General features: G+C 66.7%; 17 protein-coding genes. 10 read left to right on the forward strand and 7 right to left on the reverse strand.

The genetic code is table 11. The features are described 5' to 3' along the window. The first annotated feature begins 49 nt into the window (after positions 1 to 49). A complete protein-coding gene (pbpC, locus tag C0V78_RS08535) occupies positions 50 to 2,137 on the forward strand; it encodes a penicillin-binding protein 1C (protein WP_254049939.1) in 2,088 nt (695 codons plus the stop codon). 3 nt (positions 2,138 to 2,140) lie between these two features. Here the strand turns inward: pbpC and C0V78_RS08540 are convergent, their stop codons facing one another. Beyond that, positions 2,141 to 4,255 (reverse strand): PKD domain-containing protein, encoded by a 2,115-nt coding sequence (locus tag C0V78_RS08540; protein WP_254049863.1) that lies wholly within the window; start codon positions 4,253 to 4,255, stop codon positions 2,141 to 2,143. Between the two features lie 147 nt (positions 4,256 to 4,402). Here C0V78_RS08540 and C0V78_RS08545 point away from each other — a divergent pair, with 147 nt between their 5' ends. Further along, positions 4,403 to 5,257, forward strand: coding sequence for an SDR family oxidoreductase (locus tag C0V78_RS08545; protein WP_101797329.1), 855 nt, complete (start codon positions 4,403 to 4,405; stop codon positions 5,255 to 5,257). On the opposite strand, the gene C0V78_RS08550 is transcribed toward C0V78_RS08545, so the two are convergent. Genes C0V78_RS08550 through C0V78_RS08565 form a run of 4 tightly spaced genes read right to left on the reverse strand, consistent with a single transcriptional unit; the run spans position 5,258 to position 8,395 of the window. Further along, positions 5,258 to 6,226 carry a phosphotriesterase gene (locus tag C0V78_RS08550; RefSeq protein ID WP_101797330.1) on the reverse strand — a complete coding sequence of 323 codons (969 nt, stop codon included), beginning with the start codon at positions 6,224 to 6,226 and terminating at the stop codon, positions 5,258 to 5,260. Positions 6,227 to 6,228: 2 nt separating this feature from the next. Then, the gene (locus C0V78_RS08555) at positions 6,229 to 7,233 is read right to left on the reverse strand and encodes an NAD(P)-dependent alcohol dehydrogenase (RefSeq protein WP_101797331.1); all 1,005 of its coding nucleotides are present in this window, start codon (positions 7,231 to 7,233) and stop codon (positions 6,229 to 6,231) included. Continuing rightward, positions 7,230 to 7,643, reverse strand: a complete 414-nt coding sequence (locus C0V78_RS08560; protein WP_158241515.1) for a nuclear transport factor 2 family protein — start codon at positions 7,641 to 7,643, stop codon at positions 7,230 to 7,232. The genes C0V78_RS08555 and C0V78_RS08560 overlap by 4 nt, the downstream gene beginning before the upstream one ends. Further along, on the reverse strand, positions 7,640 to 8,395 hold the full coding sequence (locus tag C0V78_RS08565; RefSeq protein ID WP_101797333.1) for an SDR family NAD(P)-dependent oxidoreductase: 756 nt from the start codon (positions 8,393 to 8,395) through the stop codon (positions 7,640 to 7,642). The genes C0V78_RS08560 and C0V78_RS08565 overlap by 4 nt, the downstream gene beginning before the upstream one ends. Before the next feature lie 156 nt (positions 8,396 to 8,551). Here C0V78_RS08565 and C0V78_RS08570 point away from each other — a divergent pair, with 156 nt between their 5' ends. From C0V78_RS08570 to C0V78_RS08580, 3 genes are read left to right on the forward strand one after another with little or no spacing between them, the layout of a single operon-like run. Further along, the gene (locus C0V78_RS08570; protein WP_101797334.1) at positions 8,552 to 9,088 is read left to right on the forward strand and encodes a nuclear transport factor 2 family protein; all 537 of its coding nucleotides are present in this window, start codon (positions 8,552 to 8,554) and stop codon (positions 9,086 to 9,088) included. Further along, positions 9,088 to 9,945, forward strand: coding sequence for an SDR family NAD(P)-dependent oxidoreductase (locus C0V78_RS08575; protein ID WP_101797335.1), 858 nt, complete (start codon positions 9,088 to 9,090; stop codon positions 9,943 to 9,945). Before C0V78_RS08570 ends, C0V78_RS08575 begins: the two co-directional genes overlap by 1 nt. 17 nt (positions 9,946 to 9,962) lie before the next feature. Continuing rightward, positions 9,963 to 10,877, forward strand: coding sequence for an SDR family NAD(P)-dependent oxidoreductase (locus C0V78_RS08580; protein WP_101798271.1), 915 nt, complete (start codon positions 9,963 to 9,965; stop codon positions 10,875 to 10,877). Here the strand turns inward: C0V78_RS08580 and C0V78_RS08585 are convergent. Continuing rightward, a complete protein-coding gene (locus tag C0V78_RS08585) occupies positions 10,868 to 11,749 on the reverse strand; it encodes a LysR family transcriptional regulator (protein WP_101797336.1) in 882 nt (293 codons plus the stop codon). The two genes, C0V78_RS08580 and C0V78_RS08585, sit on opposite strands and share 10 nt — an antisense overlap. Before the next feature lie 108 nt (positions 11,750 to 11,857). Between C0V78_RS08585 and C0V78_RS08590 the strand changes: the two genes are divergently transcribed. From C0V78_RS08590 to C0V78_RS08605, 4 genes are all read left to right on the forward strand, one after another. Continuing rightward, positions 11,858 to 12,676, forward strand: a complete 819-nt coding sequence (locus C0V78_RS08590; RefSeq protein ID WP_101797337.1) for a sterol desaturase family protein — start codon at positions 11,858 to 11,860, stop codon at positions 12,674 to 12,676. Then, positions 12,673 to 14,997, forward strand: a complete 2,325-nt coding sequence (locus C0V78_RS08595) for an arylsulfatase (protein ID WP_254049865.1) — start codon at positions 12,673 to 12,675, stop codon at positions 14,995 to 14,997. The genes C0V78_RS08590 and C0V78_RS08595 overlap by 4 nt, the downstream gene beginning before the upstream one ends. A gap of 133 nt (positions 14,998 to 15,130) precedes the next feature. After that, a complete protein-coding gene (locus C0V78_RS08600) occupies positions 15,131 to 16,714 on the forward strand; it encodes an SMP-30/gluconolactonase/LRE family protein (RefSeq protein WP_254049866.1) in 1,584 nt (527 codons plus the stop codon). Positions 16,715 to 16,719: 5 nt separating this feature from the next. Further along, positions 16,720 to 17,133: an EthD domain-containing protein gene (locus tag C0V78_RS08605; protein WP_101797340.1), complete on the forward strand. Its 414-nt coding sequence runs from the start codon at positions 16,720 to 16,722 to the stop codon at positions 17,131 to 17,133. Between the two features lie 48 nt (positions 17,134 to 17,181). On the opposite strand, the gene C0V78_RS08610 is transcribed toward C0V78_RS08605, so the two are convergent. After that, a complete protein-coding gene (locus tag C0V78_RS08610; RefSeq protein ID WP_101797341.1) occupies positions 17,182 to 17,634 on the reverse strand; it encodes a nuclear transport factor 2 family protein in 453 nt (150 codons plus the stop codon). A gap of 181 nt (positions 17,635 to 17,815) precedes the next feature. Between C0V78_RS08610 and C0V78_RS08615 the strand changes: the two genes are divergently transcribed. Then, on the forward strand, positions 17,816 to 19,603 hold the full coding sequence (locus C0V78_RS08615) for a thiamine pyrophosphate-binding protein (RefSeq protein ID WP_101797342.1): 1,788 nt from the start codon (positions 17,816 to 17,818) through the stop codon (positions 19,601 to 19,603). The last annotated feature ends 100 nt before the right edge of the window (positions 19,604 to 19,703 follow it).

Here is a 19,703-nt window from a genome sequence, read left to right on the forward strand (position 1 = left end):
GTTGCGGGGAACGGCCTGGCCATGGTTGCGGCGCACGGGCTGGAAGCGCGTGCTGCTTTCGCTGCCGCTGGGCTTCCTCGCATGGCTCTATGTGGCCACCACGCCGCCGCCCGTGCCCACCTTCGCCGATCTCAGGGACCAGTGGCGGCCCAGCGAGGCCTGGCTTTACGACCGCAATGGCGACCTGCTCGACGAAGTGCGCGTGGACTTTGCCATGCGGCGGTTGGGGTGGATGAAGCTGGATGCCATGGGCGAGCCGCTGCGCCGCGCGGTGATCCGGGCGGAGGACCGCCGCTTTGCCAGCCACGGCGGGGTGGACTGGCTGGCGCTGGGATCGTCGCTGCGCACGCGGATCGAGGGCGGCCGGGCGCGCGGTGCCTCAACCATAACCATGCAGCTGGCTGCCTTCCTCTCGCCCGATCTCGGCCGGCCGGGCCGGCGCGGCTGGATCGACAAGCTGCGCCAGATGCGCGCCGCCTGGGCCATCGAGGGCCTGTGGTCGAAGCCCGATATCCTCGAAGCCTATCTCAACCTCGCGCCGTTCCGGGGCGAGACGCAGGGCGTGGCCGCCGGCGCGCTGACGCTGTTCGGCAAGGCACCGGACCGGCTGGACCCGCGCGAGGCCGCGGTGATGGCGGCGCTGCTGCCCGATCCGGCGGCTCCCGCACCGCGCGTTGCCCGCCGCGCCTGCCGCGTGCTGGGCGAGGCCGATTGCGCCACGATCGAGGCGCTCGCCTCGAACCTCAGCGCCCCCGGCCGCCTCAAGGCGCTTGACCCGGACCGCGCCCCGCATCTCGCCGGCAAGCTGCTGATCGAGCCGGGCATGAAAGTGCGCACCACCATCGACCCCAAGGTGCAGGAGGCTGCCGTTCAGGCGCTGCGCCAGCAGTTGCAGGGCCTTGGCCCCACGCGCGTGCGCGATGGCGCGGTGATCGTGGTGGACAATGCCAGCGGCGAGGTGCTGGCCTATGTCGGCGGCGTCGGCCTCGGCTCGACCGCCGCGTCGGTGGACGGGGCGGACGCACCGCGACAGGCGGGATCGACGCTCAAGCCGTTCCTTTATGCCCAGCTGATCGAGCGCAAGTGGCTCACTGCCGCCTCGATCCTCGATGACAGCCCGGTCCAGCTCGATACGGCATCAGGGCTCTATGTGCCGCGCAATTACGACAACGCCTTTCTCGGGCCGGTATCGGTGCGCCGGGCGCTGGCCAATTCGCTGAACGTGCCCGCCGTGCGCGCGCTGCTGCTGGATGGCGTGCAGGACTTTCGCGACCGGCTGTGGGATTTGGGCTACAACGGGCTTGAAGGCGACGGCGCCTATTACGGCTTCAGCCTGGCGCTGGGATCGGCGGAAGTGACGCTGATGGAACAGGCCAATGCCTATCGCACCCTGGCCAACCAGGGGCGCTGGTCGCCGCTGCGCCTGCGGACGGACGAGGCGGGCGCAGAGCCGCGCCAGCTGCTCGATCCGGCATCGGCGTGGATCGTGGCCGATATCCTGTCCGACCCCTCGGCCCGCGCCGGCACCTTCGGCGTCGATTCCGCGCTGCGCCTGCCGTTCTGGGCTGCCGCCAAGACCGGTACCTCAAAGGCCATGCGCGACAACTGGTGCGTCGGCTTTTCCGATCGCTTCACCGTGGCGGTCTGGGTGGGCAACCTTGAAGGAGACGCCATGCGCTCGGTCTCCGGCACCAGCGGCGCGGCCCCGGTATGGCGCGACGTGATGCTGGCGCTTCATGCCGGAAAACCCGGAGCGGCCCCGCCCCGGCCAAAGGGGGTGGAGGCCATGCGGGTCAGCTTTGCCACGGGCAACGAGCCGCCGCGCAGCGAATGGTTCGTTTCCGGCACCGGGCAAGCGACCCTTGCCGAGGCCCCCGCCTTCGCCCGCCGCCCGCGCATTGCCAACCCGGTTTCCGGATCGGTCTATGCCTATGATCCGGACATCCCGGCCGCACGCCAGTCGCTTGGTGTCAGCATCACCGGGTCGGCCGTCGGCTATAGCCTCTCGCTCGACGGACGCACCCTGAGCGGCGTGCCCGACGGAATGCAGCTTCCGCTGCTGCCGGGCAGCCACCTGCTTGCGCTCCACGACGAAGGCGGGCGCAAGGTGGACCAGGTGCGCTTTACCGTGCGCTAGGCGTTACTTCACCACCACCCGCACGCGCGCGAGGTTGGGGATGCGGGCATAGGGCGTGGTCATGTTGCCCTTGCGGTGCGAATAGGCCCGCAGCGCGACAAAGTAGGTGCCGGGCTTGTCGAAAGCATGGCGGGCGGTCAGCGTCACGGTCTGCGCCGCCGCCTTGATGTTCGCCTTCTCGGCAAATCTGCCCGATCCGTCGAAGTCCCATTCCGCGCCCACGACCTTGCCGGTCCCCGGAGGGGCGGCAATGGTGGAGACGAACTGCACCGGCTGGCCGGGCCGCACCACGGCGCGGGCGGCGCCGTTGGCCTTCAGGGTAACGACCGGCTGCACGCCGCCGCGCGCGGTTGCCTTGGGCGCAACCTCCACCTGCCCGCCGACCACCTTGTAATTGGTGCTCTGCGGCGGAGCGGTGCCCTTTTCCACCCAGGCCGAAACGTCGCGCAGCGCCTGTTCCAGCACGGGGTTGTAATTGACCACCCGGGTCGGATCCTCGACGTACTGCTGCGCTCCGTGGAGGGCGTTTTCGGTGTACCAGATGCGGTAGCGGTTCGATGCGTCGGCCCCGTAGTGCTCGTCGAACTTGCGGCGGTACCAGTCCGCCTGCCAGGGAACCGCCTCGCGGTCGAGCAGCGAGTTCACCGTGATGATCTTGCCGTTGAAGTGACCGGTCGGCACGGACCCGGCGGCACCACGCGCGAACATCGGGCCCAGCAGCATCTTGCGCTGCGGGTAGATCGGCTTGCCATCGGGGCCGCGGAACTGGTCATAGACCTTGTAGCTGGCATCCGGCACCTGGTGTCGGTGGAAGGTCTGCGCGGCGAGGAAGTTCGAGTTGTCGACCCGCACCTCATCCCCCGGCTTGATCTTGGCGAGCGTGGCCAGATCGACCACGCCGAGGGTGACCGCATCCCCCTTGAGCGCCCGCAGCGCGAGCCGCTTGCCCTTCGCCTCGCCCGAGAGGACATAAAGGTCGCCGCCAAGGAACCCGACATCGGGGGGCGTGCCTTCGAGCTGGAGCCCGACCGGCCGCTTCGACCCGTCGCCAATCACGCGCTGCCATGCCAGTTCGGCCGTGCCGCGCGACGTGCCGGGAATGCGGACATCGGCAAACCCCTTGGCAACGGCCGCATCCTCGTCGAGCCAAGTCTTCACCTTGGTGACGTATTGCAGCCGCGCCTTCTTCAGCGATTCGGGCGGATTGAAGCCGAGGTATCCCGGCTTGGTCCAGAAATCCTCGAAATAGGAGGGGTCGCCCATGACCACGCCCTGATAAACGGCAGTGAAGGCGTGGACGCCGAACTTGTCGTAGTTGAACCACGCCTTGGTCGGGAAGCCCATCGCCGTCGCTTCCTTGAGCGCGGCGGCTTCCTCGGCATTGAGGCCCTTGTAGGGATCGCCGCTGCCGCCGGCGTCAAACGCATCGATGATCTGCGGGAACTTGTCATTGAGCACGCGCATGGCGTGCATTCGGATGGAGAAACTGTTGGGTACGGCCATGGGCGAGCCGAGCACGAAAGGCACCGCCCCGTCCCACACACCCTTGGTGTTCTCCATCGAGCCCAGCGTGCGATAGCCGCCGCCCGAACCGCCGTAGAGATAGCCATAGACGCGGCCCGCCCCGTACATCTCGTTGGCCACCTTGCGCGAGAAATTGGCCGCAGCTGCATTGGCGCGGAAGGCGGCGATGGTGGGATCGGCATTGAAGGCCGGGCCCGCCGTGGCGCCGGTGCCGCCGCTGTTGGTCTCGACGAAATAGGCGCCCGAATCGATCGAGAAGCCGATCTGGTTCAGGCCGTTGGTCGGCGCGAGGTTCTCGCTGTCGGGCACGGGGGTGACGTACTGGAAGAAGCGCCCCTGGTACTGCTCCTTGGGCGGGAAGTAGAACGAGAAGCGCGCGTCGGTGCCCTTGAAACCGCCGTGGACATAGCGATGGCGAACCGGGGCATCGCGCCATTCGTCGATATCGATGTAGGGTTCCTTGAACAGGGGATCGGCCGCCGGCGCAGCCTCTGCCGCGGCGGGCTCTGCGGCATGGACCGGCAGGGCCGCGGCCATGGCGCAGCCGGCCAGCGCGGTTACAGCCAGCGCCCGGCGCAGGTGTGAGTTCCCCATGTTTATTCTCCTCTCCGTCTATTTAATCAGCATGACACGCACCGGCAGCCAGCGTCCAGTCGCCATGACGATCCTTCGACAATTTGCGACAAATTTGCTTTGCTCCGCCGCCCCTGTCGGGCCAGAACCGCGGCAGGGAGATCACGGATGACGACATTCACCGGCAAGGCTGCGCTGGTCATCGGCGCGGGGCAGAACATCGGGCGGCGCGTGGCGCAGGAATGGGCAAGGCGCGGCGCGCGGCTGGCCGTTGCCGATATCGACGAGGCAGGCGCGCAGCAGACCGCCGCCATGCTGCGCGATGCCGGGGCAGAGGCCCATGCCATCGCCTGCAACGTGGCCGACGATGCTTCGGTCCTTGCCTGCATCGATGCGGCCGAACAGGCGCTCGGCCCGCTGGACATCCTGATGAACAATGCCGGCATCCTTTCGGGCGGCAACCCGCAGGACATTCCGCTGAGCGAATGGCAGCGCATGTTCGATATCAACCTGTTCGGCATGGTGCGCGCCAACAACGTGATCGTGCCGCGCATGATCGAACGCGGCACTGGCCATATCGTCAACACCGCCAGCTTCGCCGGCTTCTATCCCTTCGCCGCCAGCCGCGTGCACTATGCCGCCGCCAAGGCAGGCGTCATCTCGATGAGCGAGAACCTTGCTCTCTACCTCATGCCGCTGGGCGTAAAGGTCAGCTGCCTGATCCCCGGCCCGGTGATGACCACCTCCACTGCCGGCATGAAGGAATTCAGCGAAAACTATGTGATGCGCGCGCCGGGCAGCCACCTGTTCGTCATGAGCCAGCAGGAAACCGCGCGGGTGCTGTCGGACGGAATGGAGGCCGGGAAGATCCTGATCCCCACGCACGAGGAAGGCTGGGACAGCTATCGCGAGCATGCCGCCGATCCGGATGCCTTCGTGGCGAAGAAGAATGCCGAATACCTAGCGGGCGATGCCGGCAAGCCCGGCATCACGCCCGAGGTTATCGCCTCGTTGAACGAATAGTCAGCCCGCGAACAGCCGCAGCGGATTGGCCGTGAACATGGCCTCGATCTGCGCCTCGCTCACCCCGGCCTCGCGCAGCAGGGGCAGCACGTCGTCATGGATGTGGCGCAAGTGGTGGTTGGGCATGGCCCGCCGGTAATCGTCAAAGCGGGGGAAGAAGTCCGACCAGCCGATGCAGCAATCGTGGCTCAGCGCCAGTTGCCCGGCATGGCCCCGGCGCACCAGTTCGACGATGGTATCGACGCGGTCCTGCGTGGTGATGGCGAAATCGACGCCGAAACGGTCCATGCCGAGCAGCGAGCCCTTTTCCGCCAGCCGCAGCAGGTAATTGACATCGGTGGTATCGCCGCAATGGCCGATGACCACGCGCGAAAGGTCCGCCCCTTCCTCTGCCAGCACGCGCTGCACCTCAAGCCCGGTATGCTCCTTCGGCGCGGTGTGTACGGTGATCGGCGTGCTGGTTGCCCTGTGCGCCTGGGCCACGGCGCGCATCGCCCGCTCAACCCCCGGCCGCAGCCCCTGCTTGTCTATCGCACACTTGAGCATCCCGGCCTTTGCCGCAGTGCCCGCCATGCCAACGGTAATGTCGCGCACGAACAGGTCCACCATCGGCTCTGGCGCATCGAGCAGCAGGCCGGGGCCGTGGAATTCGAACGGACCGGGCACCGCATCGAAGGTGTAGAGCCCGGTCGAAAGGATCATGTTCACCCCAGTCCGCTCGGCCACGGCCAGCAGGCTGGGAACGTGGCGGCCAAGGCCCAGGACGGTCAAATCGACAATCGTGTCATAGCCCAGCGCCTTGATCTCGTTGAGCCGCGCGGCGGCGCTGTCGATCGTCTCCTCGGTGAAGAAGTCCGGCCGGTAATTGAGCGTGTATTCCATATCCATCAGGAACACGTGCTCGTGGATCAGGACCTTGCCGAGGCTGGCGGCATCGACGGGCCCGCGGGCGGTCTGGACAGTGGCCATGGTCAGATATCTATCACGATCTTGCCGAAATGCGCCCCGCTTTCGAGATGGCGGAAGGCATCGGCCAGCCGTTCAAGCGGGAAGCGGCTGTCGATCACCGGGCGGATGCCGTTGGCCTCGATCGCGCGGACCATGTCCGTCTGGTCCCGCCGCGATCCCACGGTCACGCCCTGCAGGCGCAGGCGCTTGGCCTGGGTGATGGCGAAGGGGATCGTATCGATATCGAAACCGCCCGCCGCGCCGATGATCGCGACATGCCCGCCGGTCCGCGCCGCGACCAGCGACTGTGGCAGCGAATGAGGTCCGCCGACTTCGATCACGTGCTCGACGCCAAGCCCGCCGGTCAGCGCCAGCACGGCTTCTCCCCACTTCTCCGTCTTGCGGTAATTGACCACGTGATCCGCGCCGAGTTGCGCCAGCCGGGCAAGCTTGTCCGCGCTCGAACTGGTGGCGATCACGGTTGCCCCCGCCGCCTTGGCAAACTGGAGCGCGAAAAGAGAGACGCCGCCGGTGCCTTCGACCAGCACGGTCTGGCCCGGACGGATCGGCCCGTTGGCCAGTGCGCGCCATGCGGTAACCCCGGCGCAGGTCAGCGTTGCGGCTTCGGCATGGCTGAGCCCGGCAGGCGCAAGGGTGAAGCTGGCCACGGGGCGCGTCACTTCCTGCGCGGCAAAGCCATCGGCCGGGCCGCCCGGGCTGGCGTTCAGCTCTGCCCGCTCGACGTGCCCATCGCGCCAGGTGGGGTGAAAGGTGGAGACGACCGCATCGCCCGGCGCGAATTCGCTCACGCCTTCGCCCACCGCGATCACCTCGCCCGCACCGTCGGACAGCGGCACGATGCCGTCGACCGTCGGGAAGAAGCCCTTGGCCACCAGCATGTCGCGGAAGTTGAGCGAGGCCGCGTGCAGCCGCACCCTGATCTCGCCCGGGCCGGGGGCCGGTGCGGTCCATTCCTCCAGCCGCAGGTTGTCGTAACCCGCCGGGTGGCGCAGGCGGATGGCCTTCATGGCATTTTCCCTTCCGAATTCAGCTGCTTCATCAGGGGCACCAGCTTTTCCCGGGCGACCAGCGCGTTGTAGTGTTCGGCAATCGAACAGAACCGCCCATCGCGCACCCGCAGGACATAGACATAGGTGTTGGCATAGCTTTCGCCATTGACCAGCCGCGCCTGCGAATGCGCCTCTATCACCACGCGATCGTCCTCGGCGGTGATGGCATCGACGGTCATCTCGATCGGCCCGTCGAGCATCTGCTTCAGGCTGGCGATCATGCCCTGGTAGGCGGCCCTGGAAACGGTGCCGCCGGTGGTGATCCATCCGGTCATGTCATCGGTCAGCAGGCTGTCGGGCAGGTGCCCTTCGCGCACGGCGGCGATGAAGGCATGGGCAAGGTCGCGGGCGGCGGCGCGATCGGTCACGGGGCGATCCAGATGCCGCCGTCGACGTTGATCGTCTGCCCGGTGATATAGCTGCCACCGGGGCCGCATAGGAATACCACGGTAGCGCCCACGTCCTCGCGGCTGTTGCCCAGGCGCTTCATGGAGGTCTGCTCCGTCAGCTCGTCAATGAAGCCGGGCTGGGTATCGATCATGTATTCCACCCCCGGCGATTCCGAGAAGGGGCAGATCACGTTTACGGTGATCCCGTGCACGCCCCATTCGCGTGCGGCCACGCGGCTGAGCCCGCGCACGGCTTCCTTGGCGGCGGCATAGGCACCAAAGCCGGCATCGCCCCGGATCCCGGCAACCGAGCCAAGGTTGATGACCCGGCCTTTCGCCGCCTTGAGATGCGGGAAGGCGGCGCGCATGCAGTGGAACCCGCCGTGAAAGCCCTGGAAGGCGAGCGCCAAGTCCTTGTCGCGGGTATCTTCCACCCCGACCATGGGGCGCGAGGTATGGGCATTGTTGACCAGAACATCGAGCCGCCCGAACACCGCGACGGTGCGTCCGATCAGCGCCTCGCACTCCTCACGCTCTGCCACGTTGCAGGCCAGCGCCAGGCCGGAGCCGCCCTCGGCCTCGATCTCGGCCAGCACCTTTTCGCACTTTTCCAGCGTCCGCCCGGCCAGAACCACGCGCGCGCCCGCTGCGGCCAGTGCCCGGGCAATGCCGCGCCCGACGCCTTGCCCTGCCCCGGTCACCACGGCCACCTTGCCTTCAAGCTGCTTCACGCGATCTCCTCCCGTCTGAATCCTGATCCCGTTTTTCTGCGCAATTGCCGGAGCCGCCACTGCTTTTGCACCGTGGACACCCGATATCGCCGCGACGCTTGCGCCGGGGGCGAGAAGCCGCAATCAAAGGGGCCGCATTTTGGGAGAAACAGCGACATGGAACCCGCCCTGCAAGCCCTGATCGACAAGGAAGCCATCCGCGACTGCATCGCCCGCCTTGCGCGTGGCGAAGACCGCCGCCAGCCCGAGGTTCTGTCCGCCTGCTTCTGGCCGGATTCGACCTTCGACTATGCCATGTACAAGGGTTCCTTCCCCGAATACCTCGCCTGGGTAACGCCGGGGGCGGATGCCATCACCAACACCCAGCACGTGCTTGGCCAGACGGTAATCGATCTGGACGGCGCATCGGCCAAGGCCGAAACCTATGTCATCTCCTACCACCGGGTCGACATGGGGCCGGAAACCGGCGAGCGTGATACCTGCATCGGCGGCCGCTATCTCGACACCATGGAAAAGCGCGACGGCAAATGGGCCATTGCCCACCGCACCATGCTGTATGACTGGTACCAGGACTGGGGCCAGAGCGCCGACTGGAGTCAGGGCATCATGGGCTATCCCTTCCACGGGCCCAACTATACCGGCCGGGTTAAGGACGATGCCAGCGTGGCCTTCTTCGCCGGCAAGCCGTTCTGATGCGGCCGCTGGAAGGCAAGGTTGCGGTCGTCACCGGGGCCAGTCGCGGCATCGGCAAGGGCACGGCCTGCGTGCTGGCAGAGGCCGGCGCCACGGTCTACGTCACCGCCCGCACGGTCGATGCCGGTGCCCATCCCCTGCCCGGCACCATCGGCGAAACGCTCACCGAGATCGAGGCACGCGGCGGCAAGGGCGTGGGCGTGGCGCTCGACCTGCATGACGATGCCGCCATCGAAGCGCTGTTTGCCCGGGTAAAGGCCGAACAGGGCCGGCTGGACGTGCTGGTGAACAATGCCATGTCGATCCCGCCCTCCATGACCGAGCGCAAGGGCTTCTGGGAAAAGCCGCTGGCGGATGAATGGGACATCTGGGAAACCGGCGTGCGCGCGGCCTTCATCGCCAGCCACCACGCCGCGAAGATCATGGTTCCGCAAAAGAGCGGCCTTATCGCCTTCATGTCCGGCTATGTCGGGCGGACCTATACCTACGACGTCATGTTCGGCACGGCCAAGTCCGCGACCGACCGCATGGCGCGCGACATGGGCGTGGAACTGAAACCGCACGGCGTGGCAAGCGTCTCGCTGTGGCAGGGCTTCACCTATACCGAACGGGCGATCGAAAACCTGAAGACGGTTCCCGGAATGGCCAGCCAGCTGAATTCCGCGGTCGGCTCCAGCCCCGAATTCCCCGGCCGCGTCATTGCCGCACTGGCCGCCGCGCCCGACCGGATGGAACGCACCGGGGGCAGCTGGATCGTTGCCGAACTGGCCGAGGCCTATGGCGTGACCGACAAGGATGGCCGCACGATCCCCTCGCTGCGCGAAGAACGCGGCGCACCGATTTTCGGACCGGTCTGACACTTCTGGAGAGCATGATGACACAGCGTCGCTTCGATGGCCGCGTGGCCGTGATTACCGGTTCGGGCCGCGGGCTCGGCTTTGCCTATGCCGAGCTCCTTGCCGGCCTTGGCGCGAAGGTCGTGATCAACGACAACGGGTCCTCGCTCGACGGATCGGGCAAGGACAGTTCGGTTGCCCAGCAGGCGGTGGACCGGATCAAGGCCGCCGGCGGCGAAGCGGTCGCCTGCACCGAAAGCGTCGCCACGCCAGAGGGCGGCAAGGCCATCGTCGATGCCGCGCTCGACAGCTGGGGGCGGATCGACGTGCTGATCCACAATGCCGGCAACACCCGCTTCGATCCGCTTGACGAGATCACGCACGAGGCCTTCCGCAGCCTTGTCGACGTGCACATGCTGGGCGCGTTCAACGTGGTCCAGCCCGCCTTCCCCCGGATGAAAGCCGCAGGCTATGGCCGCGTCGTGCTCACCGGCTCGATCGGCGGCATCTATACCATGCCGCAGACGGTGCATTACGCCATGTCGAAGGCCAGCATGATCGGCCTCAACAACGCGATCAGCGTGGAAGGCAACGAATTCGGCGTGAAGAGCAACATCATCCTGCCCGGCGCGGTCACCCGCATGTCCGAAGGGATCGATGTCAGCCAGTTCCCGCCGATGGACCCGGCACTGGTGGCACCCATGGTCGGCTATCTGAGCCACGAAGACTGCGCCGTTTCCGCCGAAATCTTCGCCGCGGTCGCCGGTCGCATGGCGCGGGTCTATGTTACCGAGACGCACGGGGTCTGGCAGAAGGACTGGTCGATCGACGATGTCGCCAGCAACCTTGCCGCGATCCGCGACACGTCGAACAACTTCACCTTCCACCCGGCCGAAGGCGGTTTCGGCGAGCATCTGGGGCAAAGCTTCGGCGTGGTCGGCAGTCAGGGCTGATCGGGCAGTTCCGCCAGCTTTTCGCGCAGGGTCTGCGCCAGCGCCTCTGCCGCCGGGGAAAGCTTGCGCCCGCGCCGGCGTGCCATGACGATCTCGCTGCGCCGGGCGACCTGGTCTGCCACGTCGAGAACGACGATGCGGCCCGCCGCAATATCCTGCGCGACGAGCGCCGGGCAGGACAGCATGATGCAATCGGTTCCCAGCACGGTTTCGTGCAGGACATGGTAATTGTCGCAGACCAGCCCTGCGCCGGCTCCCGCGACGGCGGCCGATGCATCGACGGCAGCGGCTGAGGGATAGGGGGCAAGGTCTGCCAGCAGCAGCCCTTCCCGTCCGGCCAGCGGGTGGCCGGCGCGCGCCAGCAGGGCAAGGCGGAAGGCGCCCACAGGTTCGATCACCAGTTCGGCCTGATCGCCCAGGTGCCAGGCATTGGCGAAGACCAGTTCGAGATTGTCGGCGAGCAGTTCGGAAATGAGGTCTCCGGGCCGGACCACCGCCTTGAGCGCCAGCCGGGGGCTGGCATTCAGCAGGTTGCGGCTGATCTGCGGCAGCAGCAGCGCCGCGAGCAGGGGGCCGATGCCGAAGCTGACCCGCCCTGCCTCTCCCCTGCCATAGAGCCGCAGGTCGCGCTCAAGGTCATTGGCTGCGGCGAGCATCGCCTGCGCCTGTTCGGCCACCAGCCGTCCGGCCGCGGTCGGCACCACGCCGCCCCGGCTCCTCTCGAACAGGCGCACGCCGTGCTGCACCTCGAACGCGGCGATGGAGCGGCTGAGCGCGGGCTGGGTGATGTGGCATTCCTGCGCCGCCCGCGAGAACGAGCGTGTGCGCTCGACAGCAAGGATATGGCGCAGGCGGGCAAGGTCGATATTCATGTCTTTGACTCATGCAAATCGGCATAAAGATGCATTTGACTGCATTCATGCCCTGCCTATCCTCTGCCCGCAAGCACAGGCCGCCGCGCCGGAGGGGAGAACCGTTCCATGATGCAGTACTTCCTGCTGGTCTATGCCGGCACCGCCGTCCTGTTCGTGCTGGAAATCCTGGCTGGCAGGCATCGCGGGGCCTATGAAAAGGGCGATGTGCCGCTGATCGCGGGATCGCTGCTGGGCCGCCAGCTGATCGGCCCCATCACCACCGGCCTTATCACTGCCGCCTATGGCGCGGTTGCGCCCGCGACCAAGGGCGCGCTTGCCGGTGCCAACCCGTGGCTGGTCTTCGCAGGGCTGCTGCTGCTCACCGAATTCGTCTTCTACTGGGTCCACCGCTGGGCGCACGAGAACCGCAAGGCGCGCCTGCCCCTGTTGTGGAAGCTGCATCGCACCCATCATTCGGGCAGGCACATGAACATTGTGCTGATGTTCCGCGTCAACGTGTTCTGGTACCTGATCTTCCCCGCCGCGCTGACGATCGCGCTCGGCGTCCACCTGGGCCAGCCCGCCGCCGCTGCGGGGGTAACGCTGGCGCTTTCGGCATGGAACGCGATCACCCACTGCAACTTCCGCTGGGATGACCGGGTGCGCGCCCATCCGCGCTTCGGCCCGGCTTTCCGCGCGCTGGAACACGTCTTCGTCTCGCCCGGCCTGCACCACACTCACCACGGCTATGGCAAGGACGGCGCCGGCTATCGCAATTTCGGCACCGTGCTTTCGCTGTGGGACTGGCTGTTCGGCACCCTGCACATCCCGGAAGGCCGGCCGTGGCGCTATGGCAATCCGGGACCGACCGCGCACTGGAGCGAGGAACTGCTCTACCCCATCGTTCGCCGCAAGCCGGTTGCCGCACAGGAGAAACAGGCATGACCAGAGCCGCCAGGATGCTCAAGCTGGGGACCGCGCTTACCGCGCTCGTCCTGGGCCAGGGTCTCGCCGCGCAGGCCAGCCGCACCGTGCTGCCCGTTCCCGCCGCGCCCTTCGACGGCACCATCGGCGAGACCATCGCCCAGTCGAAGCCCGCCCGCCTGCAACCGGTGCGCGCACCGCAGGGCGCGCCCAACGTGCTCGTGCTGATGAGCGACGATGTCGGCTTTTCGATGGCCAGCACCTTCGGCGGACCGGTGCCGACACCGAACATGGACCGGCTGGCCGCGCAGGGCCAGCGCTACAACCGGTTCCACACCACCGGCGTCTGTTCTCCCAGCCGCGCGGCGCTGCTAACCGGGCGCAATCACCACCAGACGGGCGTCGGCTATCTGTCGGACCTGCCGGTGGGCTTCCCCGGCTATACCGGCCGCATCCTGCCTGAAACGGCCAGCATCGCGCAGGTGCTGCGCCTCAATGGCTACAACACGGCGATGTTCGGCAAGCATCACAACATGCCCAGCACCGATCGCAGCGAGGCCGGACCGTTCGATGCCTGGCCGACCGGGCTGGGCTTCGAATACTTCTTCGGCTTCGTGCACGGCGATGTGGACCAGTATTCGCCGATCCTCCACCGCGGCACCAGCCGGGTGGACCAGCGCGAGGGCAAGGGAGACTTGCTCGACAAGCGGTTTGCCGACGACATCATCCGCTATGTCCACAACCAGAACGCCGCCGCGCCGGACAAGCCCTTCTTCGTCTACTGGGCTCCGGGTTCCACCCATGCACCGCACCAGGCGCCGGCCGAATACATCGCCCGCTTCAAGGGCAGGTTCGACCAGGGCTGGGACAAGCTGCGCGAGGAAACCTACCGGCGCCAGATCGACCAGGGCATCATCCCCAAGGGCACGAAGCTGACCCCGCGCCCGGCGGAGATCCCCGCATGGGCTTCGCTCTCCCCCGCGCAGAAGGCCTTTGCCGCCCGATCGATGGAAGTGGCCGCGGCGCAGATGGTCTATCAGGACGAACAGATCGGCCGGGTGATCGACGAGCTTGAGCGCATGGGCCTTGCCGGCAACACGCTCGTCTCGATCATCCAGGGCGACAACGGCGCCAGCGGCGAGGCTGGCCCTCCCGGAACGATCAACGAGCTGCGCGGCATCATCACCCATGACGAGCGCGAGGACTGGATGCTCGCCAATACCGAGAAGCTGGGCAGCGCGGACACCTATGGCAGCTATCCGGTGGGCTGGGCGTGGGCGATGAACACGCCGCTGCGCTGGGTAAAGCAGATGCCTTCGATGCTGGGCGGCATCCGCAACGGCATGGTGCTTTCCTGGCCGGGCAAGGTGAAGCAGCCGGGATCGGTCTGCGCGCAGTTCTCGCACCTTGTCGACATTGCGCCGACCGTGCTGGAAGCGGCGAAGCTGCCCGCGCCGGAAACGGTCTATGGCGTGCGGCAGAAGGCGATGGACGGGCAAAGCCTGGTCGGTTCGCTCTCTTCCTGCGAGGCCGGCAAGCCACGCACCCAGTATTTCGAGATCGGCGGCAAGATCGGCCTTTATCACGATGGCTGGTTCCTCTCGGGCGACGATGGCCGTCCGTCCTGGAAGGAGGAATCGACGCCCGCGCCGGTCAAGTGGTCGCTCTACAACCTTGAAAAGGACTTCGCGCAGGCCACCGACCTTGCCACGAAGGAACCGGAGCGGCTGGCCGAGATGCTCGCGCTGTGGAAGCGCGAGGCGGAGCGCAACAACGTGTTACCGATCGACACCCGCCGCGCAATGGACCGTTCCGACCGCGTGGCATCGGGCGCATCGCGCAAGAACTACGTCTATTGGGGCAAGGACGTGTCCATGCCCGCCGTGGGCTCTGCTCCCTTCCTTGGCGCGCGCAGGTTCACGATCAGCGCCGACCTCCGGCTCGACAAGGCGGAAGCCTCGGGCGTGGTGCTCGCCTGGGGCAGCAAGTTCGGCGGGTTGAGCCTCTACCTCGATGGCGGCAGGCCCGCCTTCGCCTGGGCAAAATCCACCGACCCGCGGGAAATGGCCACGCTGCGCGCCGAAGGGAGGCTGCCGCAGGGAGGCGCGAAGCTGACCCTGCGCTACGAGCCCAAGGCCGGGGCCGACAGCGCGACGGTCATCCTCAGCGCCAACGGCAGCGAGATTGCGCGCGGCGACATGCCGACGCGGATCGTCACGCCGGCAGGCAATGGCGAAACCATGGATATCGGCCGCGACCTTGGCGTGCCCGTAACCGCCTATGCCACGCCTTTCGGCGAGATCGAGGGCGATATCCCGCGCCTGGCCATCGACTTCGACTGAACCGTTCCCCTCGCCTTGGCCCCGCGCCTTGACCCCGCGCCTTGGCGATGCCTTGCGATTGGCGGTTGCACTCCAACCGCCAAGGCGGAACACTGTGCGCGAACGGATTCGAGGAGAGGATTGCATGGTGCACGTGAGCGGTCGCCCCGCGGAAAACCCGGCTGCGGAAGTCGCCGAAGGCTACAGCCTGTCACGTGTGACGGCTCCCAGCCGCCTTTCCGGTGCCAACGGCATGCGCACCGGGGCCGATGGCAAGCTTTATGTCGCGCAGGTTTCCGGCAGCCGCGTCTCCACCGTCGATCCCGACAGCGGCGAAGTGCGGGCGCTGACCGCGATCGGCGGCGGCATCACCGCGCCCGACGACCTGGTGTTCGACGATGCGGGCAATCTTTACTGCACCGAAATCACGCTGAACCGCGTTTCGGTGCTCGAGCCGAACGGCAAGGCGCGCGTGCTGCAGGGCGAAATCAACACGGCCAATCCGATCACCTTCCACCAGGGTCGCCTGATCGTCGGCGAGCTGACCCTCGATGCGCGCATCATGGAACTGGACCGCAACGGGGGCGCGCCCAAGGTGCTGCTTGAACACGTGCCCATGGTCAACGCCTTCGATGTCGGCCCCGATGGCAAGCTCTATTTCCCGGCGCAGGGCGCCAACGAGATCTGGCGCATCGGCCTGGATGGCGGCGAACCGGAAGTGGTCGCCAAGGACCTTGGCGTGCCCGATTCGGTGAAGTTCCACCCGGACGGCTACATCGTTTCCACCCAGGTGCATTCCGGGCAGGTGCTGAAGATCGATCCGCGCACCGGCTCCAGCGAGGTGCTGGCCAATATCGGGCCGGGGCTCGATAACGTCACCTTTGTCGGCAAGCGCATCTTCGTCTCGCACATCACCGGCTCGATTCACGAGATCACCGCGCCCGGCACGGCCAAGCCGCTGATCGAGCGGGGCCTGCAATGGCCGCTTGGCCTTGCCGTGGCGGCGGACGGCACGCTGTTCATCGCTGATGGCGGCTTCGTCTATACCAAGGGCGATGGCGAGCCGGACCTCGTCGGCCACCTGTTCTCCAACGGCTTCCCCGGCTGGACGCGCGGCGTCGCCGCCTCTGCCCCGGGCGAATGGATAGTGACCACCGCTGCCGGTACGGTGGCGAAGTTCCGCCCGGCTGCCGAGGAGAGCGAAGTTCTCGCCGCCGGCCTTGGCGTGCCGGTGGGCGTAGCCCTGGCCGCTGACGGCGCAGTTGTCTTCACCGATGCCCAGACCGGCAAGGTGCAGAGCGCGAAGGGCGGCAATGTCGAGGACCTGGCCAGCGGCCTCAGCTATCCGACCGGCGTGGCGATCGGCCCCGACGGCACGATCTACGTTTCCGAAACCGATGCGGGCCGCGTCGTCACCATCGCCGGCGGCAAGGCGGAAACGCTGATCGACGGACTTGGCCAGCCCGAAGGACTGGTGATTTCCGGCGGCAAGCTGCACGTGCTCGACGTAAAGGCCAAGGAACTGGTGCAGGCCGACCTTTCCGGCGGTGGCCGCCGGGTGCTCGCCTCAAGCCTTCCGGTCGGTGCGCCAGAAGGCATGATCATGCCGCGCCTTGGCGGGATCGGCATCTTCTGCGGCCCGATGTGGACCTTCTCCGGGCTCGCCGCGGCAGCGGACGGAACGATCTACATCGCCGGCAACGGCGAAGGTTCGGTGCTGGCGCTGAAGGCGGAGTAAGCCGGATGTTCAAGCAGATCTGCTTCTTCCGCAAGCGCCCCGACATGACGATGGACGAGTTCCTCGACTATTACGAGAACCAGCATTCGCAGCTGTCGAAGCGGCAGGGCCGCGCACCTTCGCTGCCCAATGCCCAGCGCTATGTCCGCCGTTATCTGGTGCCGGAAAAGAACCCCGTGACCGGCGAGGTGCATGATCCGGGCTATGACTGCATCATGGAAATCTGGTGGAACAGCCGCGAGGACTTCGAGAATTCACAGCGCGTGATTTCCGATCCCGAGCGGCTGCCGGCGATCAAGGAGGATGAGGAAAACCTCTTCGCCAGCCACGCCAACCCGGTCTGCACCGTGATCGAATACGATTCGCCCATGGGCCCCAATGGCGAGGCCACGCAGGTCAAGGTCGTTCACGGCGATTGAGGGGCCGCCGCGCGTCCCGGCCCGCGCCGGGATGGCATGAGTGCGCGGCTACTTTTTGGGGCTGCGCACGAACACCGGCTTCGAATCGAAGCTGGCGATGCGCCAGTGCCCGTCTTCGCAGCGGCGCACGTCCATCCACACGTCGGCGTAGGACAGCGGATCGGCAAGGTCTGCGCCCATGGCCGCGACGACGCTGGAGAAATAGGTCAGGTTGAAGTCGCAGCGCGCTTCGTCCGCCGACTTGAAGGTGACCCGGTGATTGGCCAGCGCGTGGCGGTGGATCGGCGGACCATCGGGGAATTCGCCCAGCCGGCCGGTGTAGAAGGCAACGACGGCGTCGCGCCCGTCACGGCATTCGCCGCGCACGACATACTGGCAGTCCTCGGTCAGCAAGGGGCCCATGGAGAGGCCGTTGTTCACGTCCATTTCGAAGGCCCATTCGTTGATCACCTGATGGATCGCCAGGACGTCTGCGGCCTGGTGCGCTTCGAACTTTGCCATGAAAACGGGCTCCTCTGTGATCCCGCGTGGCTAGCGCGGAGCACGCCGGACGATCAAGCCGCCAGCGCGCGCGTCCGATTCCATCGCCGGAGCGTCCCGCTAGGCCATTGCGAGAGGCGGGCAACTTGGGCAATCCCGCACGGTCATAGCGCCACGTGAGCGCCGCGAAGAGGATCTGTCCATGAGTTACGCCGACACGCCTGCAACCACCAACCAGGCCAAGCCCAAGGGCGTTCCCGTCTACAAGCGCATTCTCGACCTTCTGGAAGCCGAGGGCATCAAGACCCTGTTCGGCATCCCCGACCCGAACTTCGTGCACCTGTGCCTCGAAGCGGAAAGCCGGGGCTGGACCGTCGTCTCGCCGCGCCACGAAGCTGCCGCCGGCTTCATGGCCGAAGCCGCCAGCCGCATCACCGGCAAGCCCGCCGTCTGCTTTGGCACGCTCGGACCGGGCCTGGCCAACCTGATGCCCGCCATCCAGTGCTGCAAGGTCGAAAACTCGCCGGTGATCTTCCTGGGCGGTCAGCGCGCTCGCATCACCGAACAGCGCGTCCGCCGCGGCCGCATCCAGTTCGTCCGGCAGGAGCCGATGATCCAGGATTCGGTGAAGTATTCGGGCGTGATCGAATATGCCGACCAGGTGGATGAAATCGTCCGCGAGGCGATCCGCATCTCGATGTCGGGCACCCCGGGGCCGAGCTACATCGAATACCCGGCCAACGTGATCCTCGAGGAAGTCGAAGACACCCCGATCCTGCCGCCGAGCCGCTATCGCCTGACCCAGCAGGGCGCCGACGGCGATCGTCTGGCCGAAGCGGCCAAGGCGATCATGGAAGCCAAGAACCCGATCCTGCTTGTCGGCCACGCGGTGCACACCACCAAGTCGGGCGAAGCGGTGAAGGAACTGGCGCTCAAGATGAACTGCCCGGTCATCCAGACCTCGGGCGGCACCAGCTACATCAAGGGCCTTGAAGACCGCACCTTCCAGTACGTCTTCTCCGACGCCTCGATCGACGCGGTGGAAGAATGCGACGTGGTCGTGGCACTCGGCACCGAACTGGGCGAGCCGCTGCACTTCGGCCGCTGGCGCCACTGGTACGATGGCGAAGCCAGCCGCAAGTGGATCTACGTGCAGCAGGATGCCACGGCGATTGGCGTCAACCGCCCGATCGACATCCCGCTGGTGGGTGACGTGCGCGCCGTGGTGCCGCAGCTTACCCGCGCGCTTGGCGAAGGCCGCCCCGAAGCTCCGGGTCTTGCCCGCTTCATGAAGGACGGCGCGGAAGAACTCGCCGAACTGGCCGAGGAAACCCTGACCAAGAGCGACGGTACCGGCAATGTCGCCTGCCACACCAGCCGCTTCATCGTCGAGGCGACCAAGGCCTTCCCGCCCGAAGGCATCATGATCCGCGATGGCGGCGCATCGGTGGTCTTCGGCTGGACCTATAACCAGTGCAAGCCGCATGACGTGATCTGGAACCAGAACTACGGCCACATCGGCACAGGCCTGCCCTATGCCAACGGCGCGCTGCTGGCCGACCAGGCCGAAACCGGTGTCGCCCGCCCGGGCATGCTGGTCACTTCGGACTCCTCGTTCCTGTTCCACATCGGCGAACTCGAAGTGGCGGTCCGCAAGAACCTGCCGCTGGTCTGCGTCGTCGCGGTGGACTTCCAGTGGGGCCTCGAAGTGGGCGTCTACAAGCGCACCTTCGGCCAGGGCACTGCCGAAACCGGCACGCATTGGTCCGACAAGGTCCGCTTCGACAAGCTGGCCGAAGGTCTTGGCGCGCGCGGCGAATTCGTTGCCACGGCGCAGGAAATCGGCCCGGCAATCGAGCGCGCCTATGCCCACATCAAGGCAGGCGGCGGTCCCTCGGTGATCCACGTGCCGATAGATCCCAAGGCGAACTCGGAAGAAATGCCGAAGTACGAACGCTTCCGCACCTGGTACGCCGAAGGCACCCAGTAAGCTTCGCGGCCGGGAGGCAGTTTCATGGGCCCGCGCCGCGCCATGATGGCGCCGCGCGGGCCTTTCGTTTAATCAGCACCCAAACCAGATTCGGGAGCAG

Origin of the sequence: Novosphingobium sp. TH158, assembly GCF_002855555.1 — a bacterium.
Lineage (GTDB): Bacteria > Pseudomonadota > Alphaproteobacteria > Sphingomonadales > Sphingomonadaceae > Novosphingobium.

What these genes read in the sequence shown, in the direction of transcription:
- C0V78_RS08545 (WP_101797329.1), top strand. Translation starts at nt 4,403, where the DNA reads ATGACGACATTCACCGGCAAGGCTGCGCTGGTCATCGGCGCGGGGCAG.
- C0V78_RS08605 (WP_101797340.1), top strand. Translation starts at nt 16,720, where the DNA reads ATGTTCAAGCAGATCTGCTTCTTCCGCAAGCGCCCCGACATGACGATG.
- C0V78_RS08590 (WP_101797337.1), top strand. Translation starts at nt 11,858, where the DNA reads ATGATGCAGTACTTCCTGCTGGTCTATGCCGGCACCGCCGTCCTGTTC.
- C0V78_RS08550 (WP_101797330.1), bottom strand. Translation starts at nt 6,226, where the DNA reads ATGGCCACTGTCCAGACCGCCCGCGGGCCCGTCGATGCCGCCAGCCTC.
- C0V78_RS08595 (WP_254049865.1), top strand. Translation starts at nt 12,673, where the DNA reads ATGACCAGAGCCGCCAGGATGCTCAAGCTGGGGACCGCGCTTACCGCG.
- C0V78_RS08555 (WP_101797331.1), bottom strand. Translation starts at nt 7,233, where the DNA reads ATGAAGGCCATCCGCCTGCGCCACCCGGCGGGTTACGACAACCTGCGG.
- C0V78_RS08575 (WP_101797335.1), top strand. Translation starts at nt 9,088, where the DNA reads ATGCGGCCGCTGGAAGGCAAGGTTGCGGTCGTCACCGGGGCCAGTCGC.
- C0V78_RS08580 (WP_101798271.1), top strand. Translation starts at nt 9,963, where the DNA reads ATGACACAGCGTCGCTTCGATGGCCGCGTGGCCGTGATTACCGGTTCG.
- C0V78_RS08585 (WP_101797336.1), bottom strand. Translation starts at nt 11,749, where the DNA reads ATGAATATCGACCTTGCCCGCCTGCGCCATATCCTTGCTGTCGAGCGC.
- C0V78_RS08610 (WP_101797341.1), bottom strand. Translation starts at nt 17,634, where the DNA reads ATGGCAAAGTTCGAAGCGCACCAGGCCGCAGACGTCCTGGCGATCCAT.
- C0V78_RS08615 (WP_101797342.1), top strand. Translation starts at nt 17,816, where the DNA reads ATGAGTTACGCCGACACGCCTGCAACCACCAACCAGGCCAAGCCCAAG.
- C0V78_RS08540 (WP_254049863.1), bottom strand. Translation starts at nt 4,255, where the DNA reads ATGGGGAACTCACACCTGCGCCGGGCGCTGGCTGTAACCGCGCTGGCC.
- C0V78_RS08570 (WP_101797334.1), top strand. Translation starts at nt 8,552, where the DNA reads ATGGAACCCGCCCTGCAAGCCCTGATCGACAAGGAAGCCATCCGCGAC.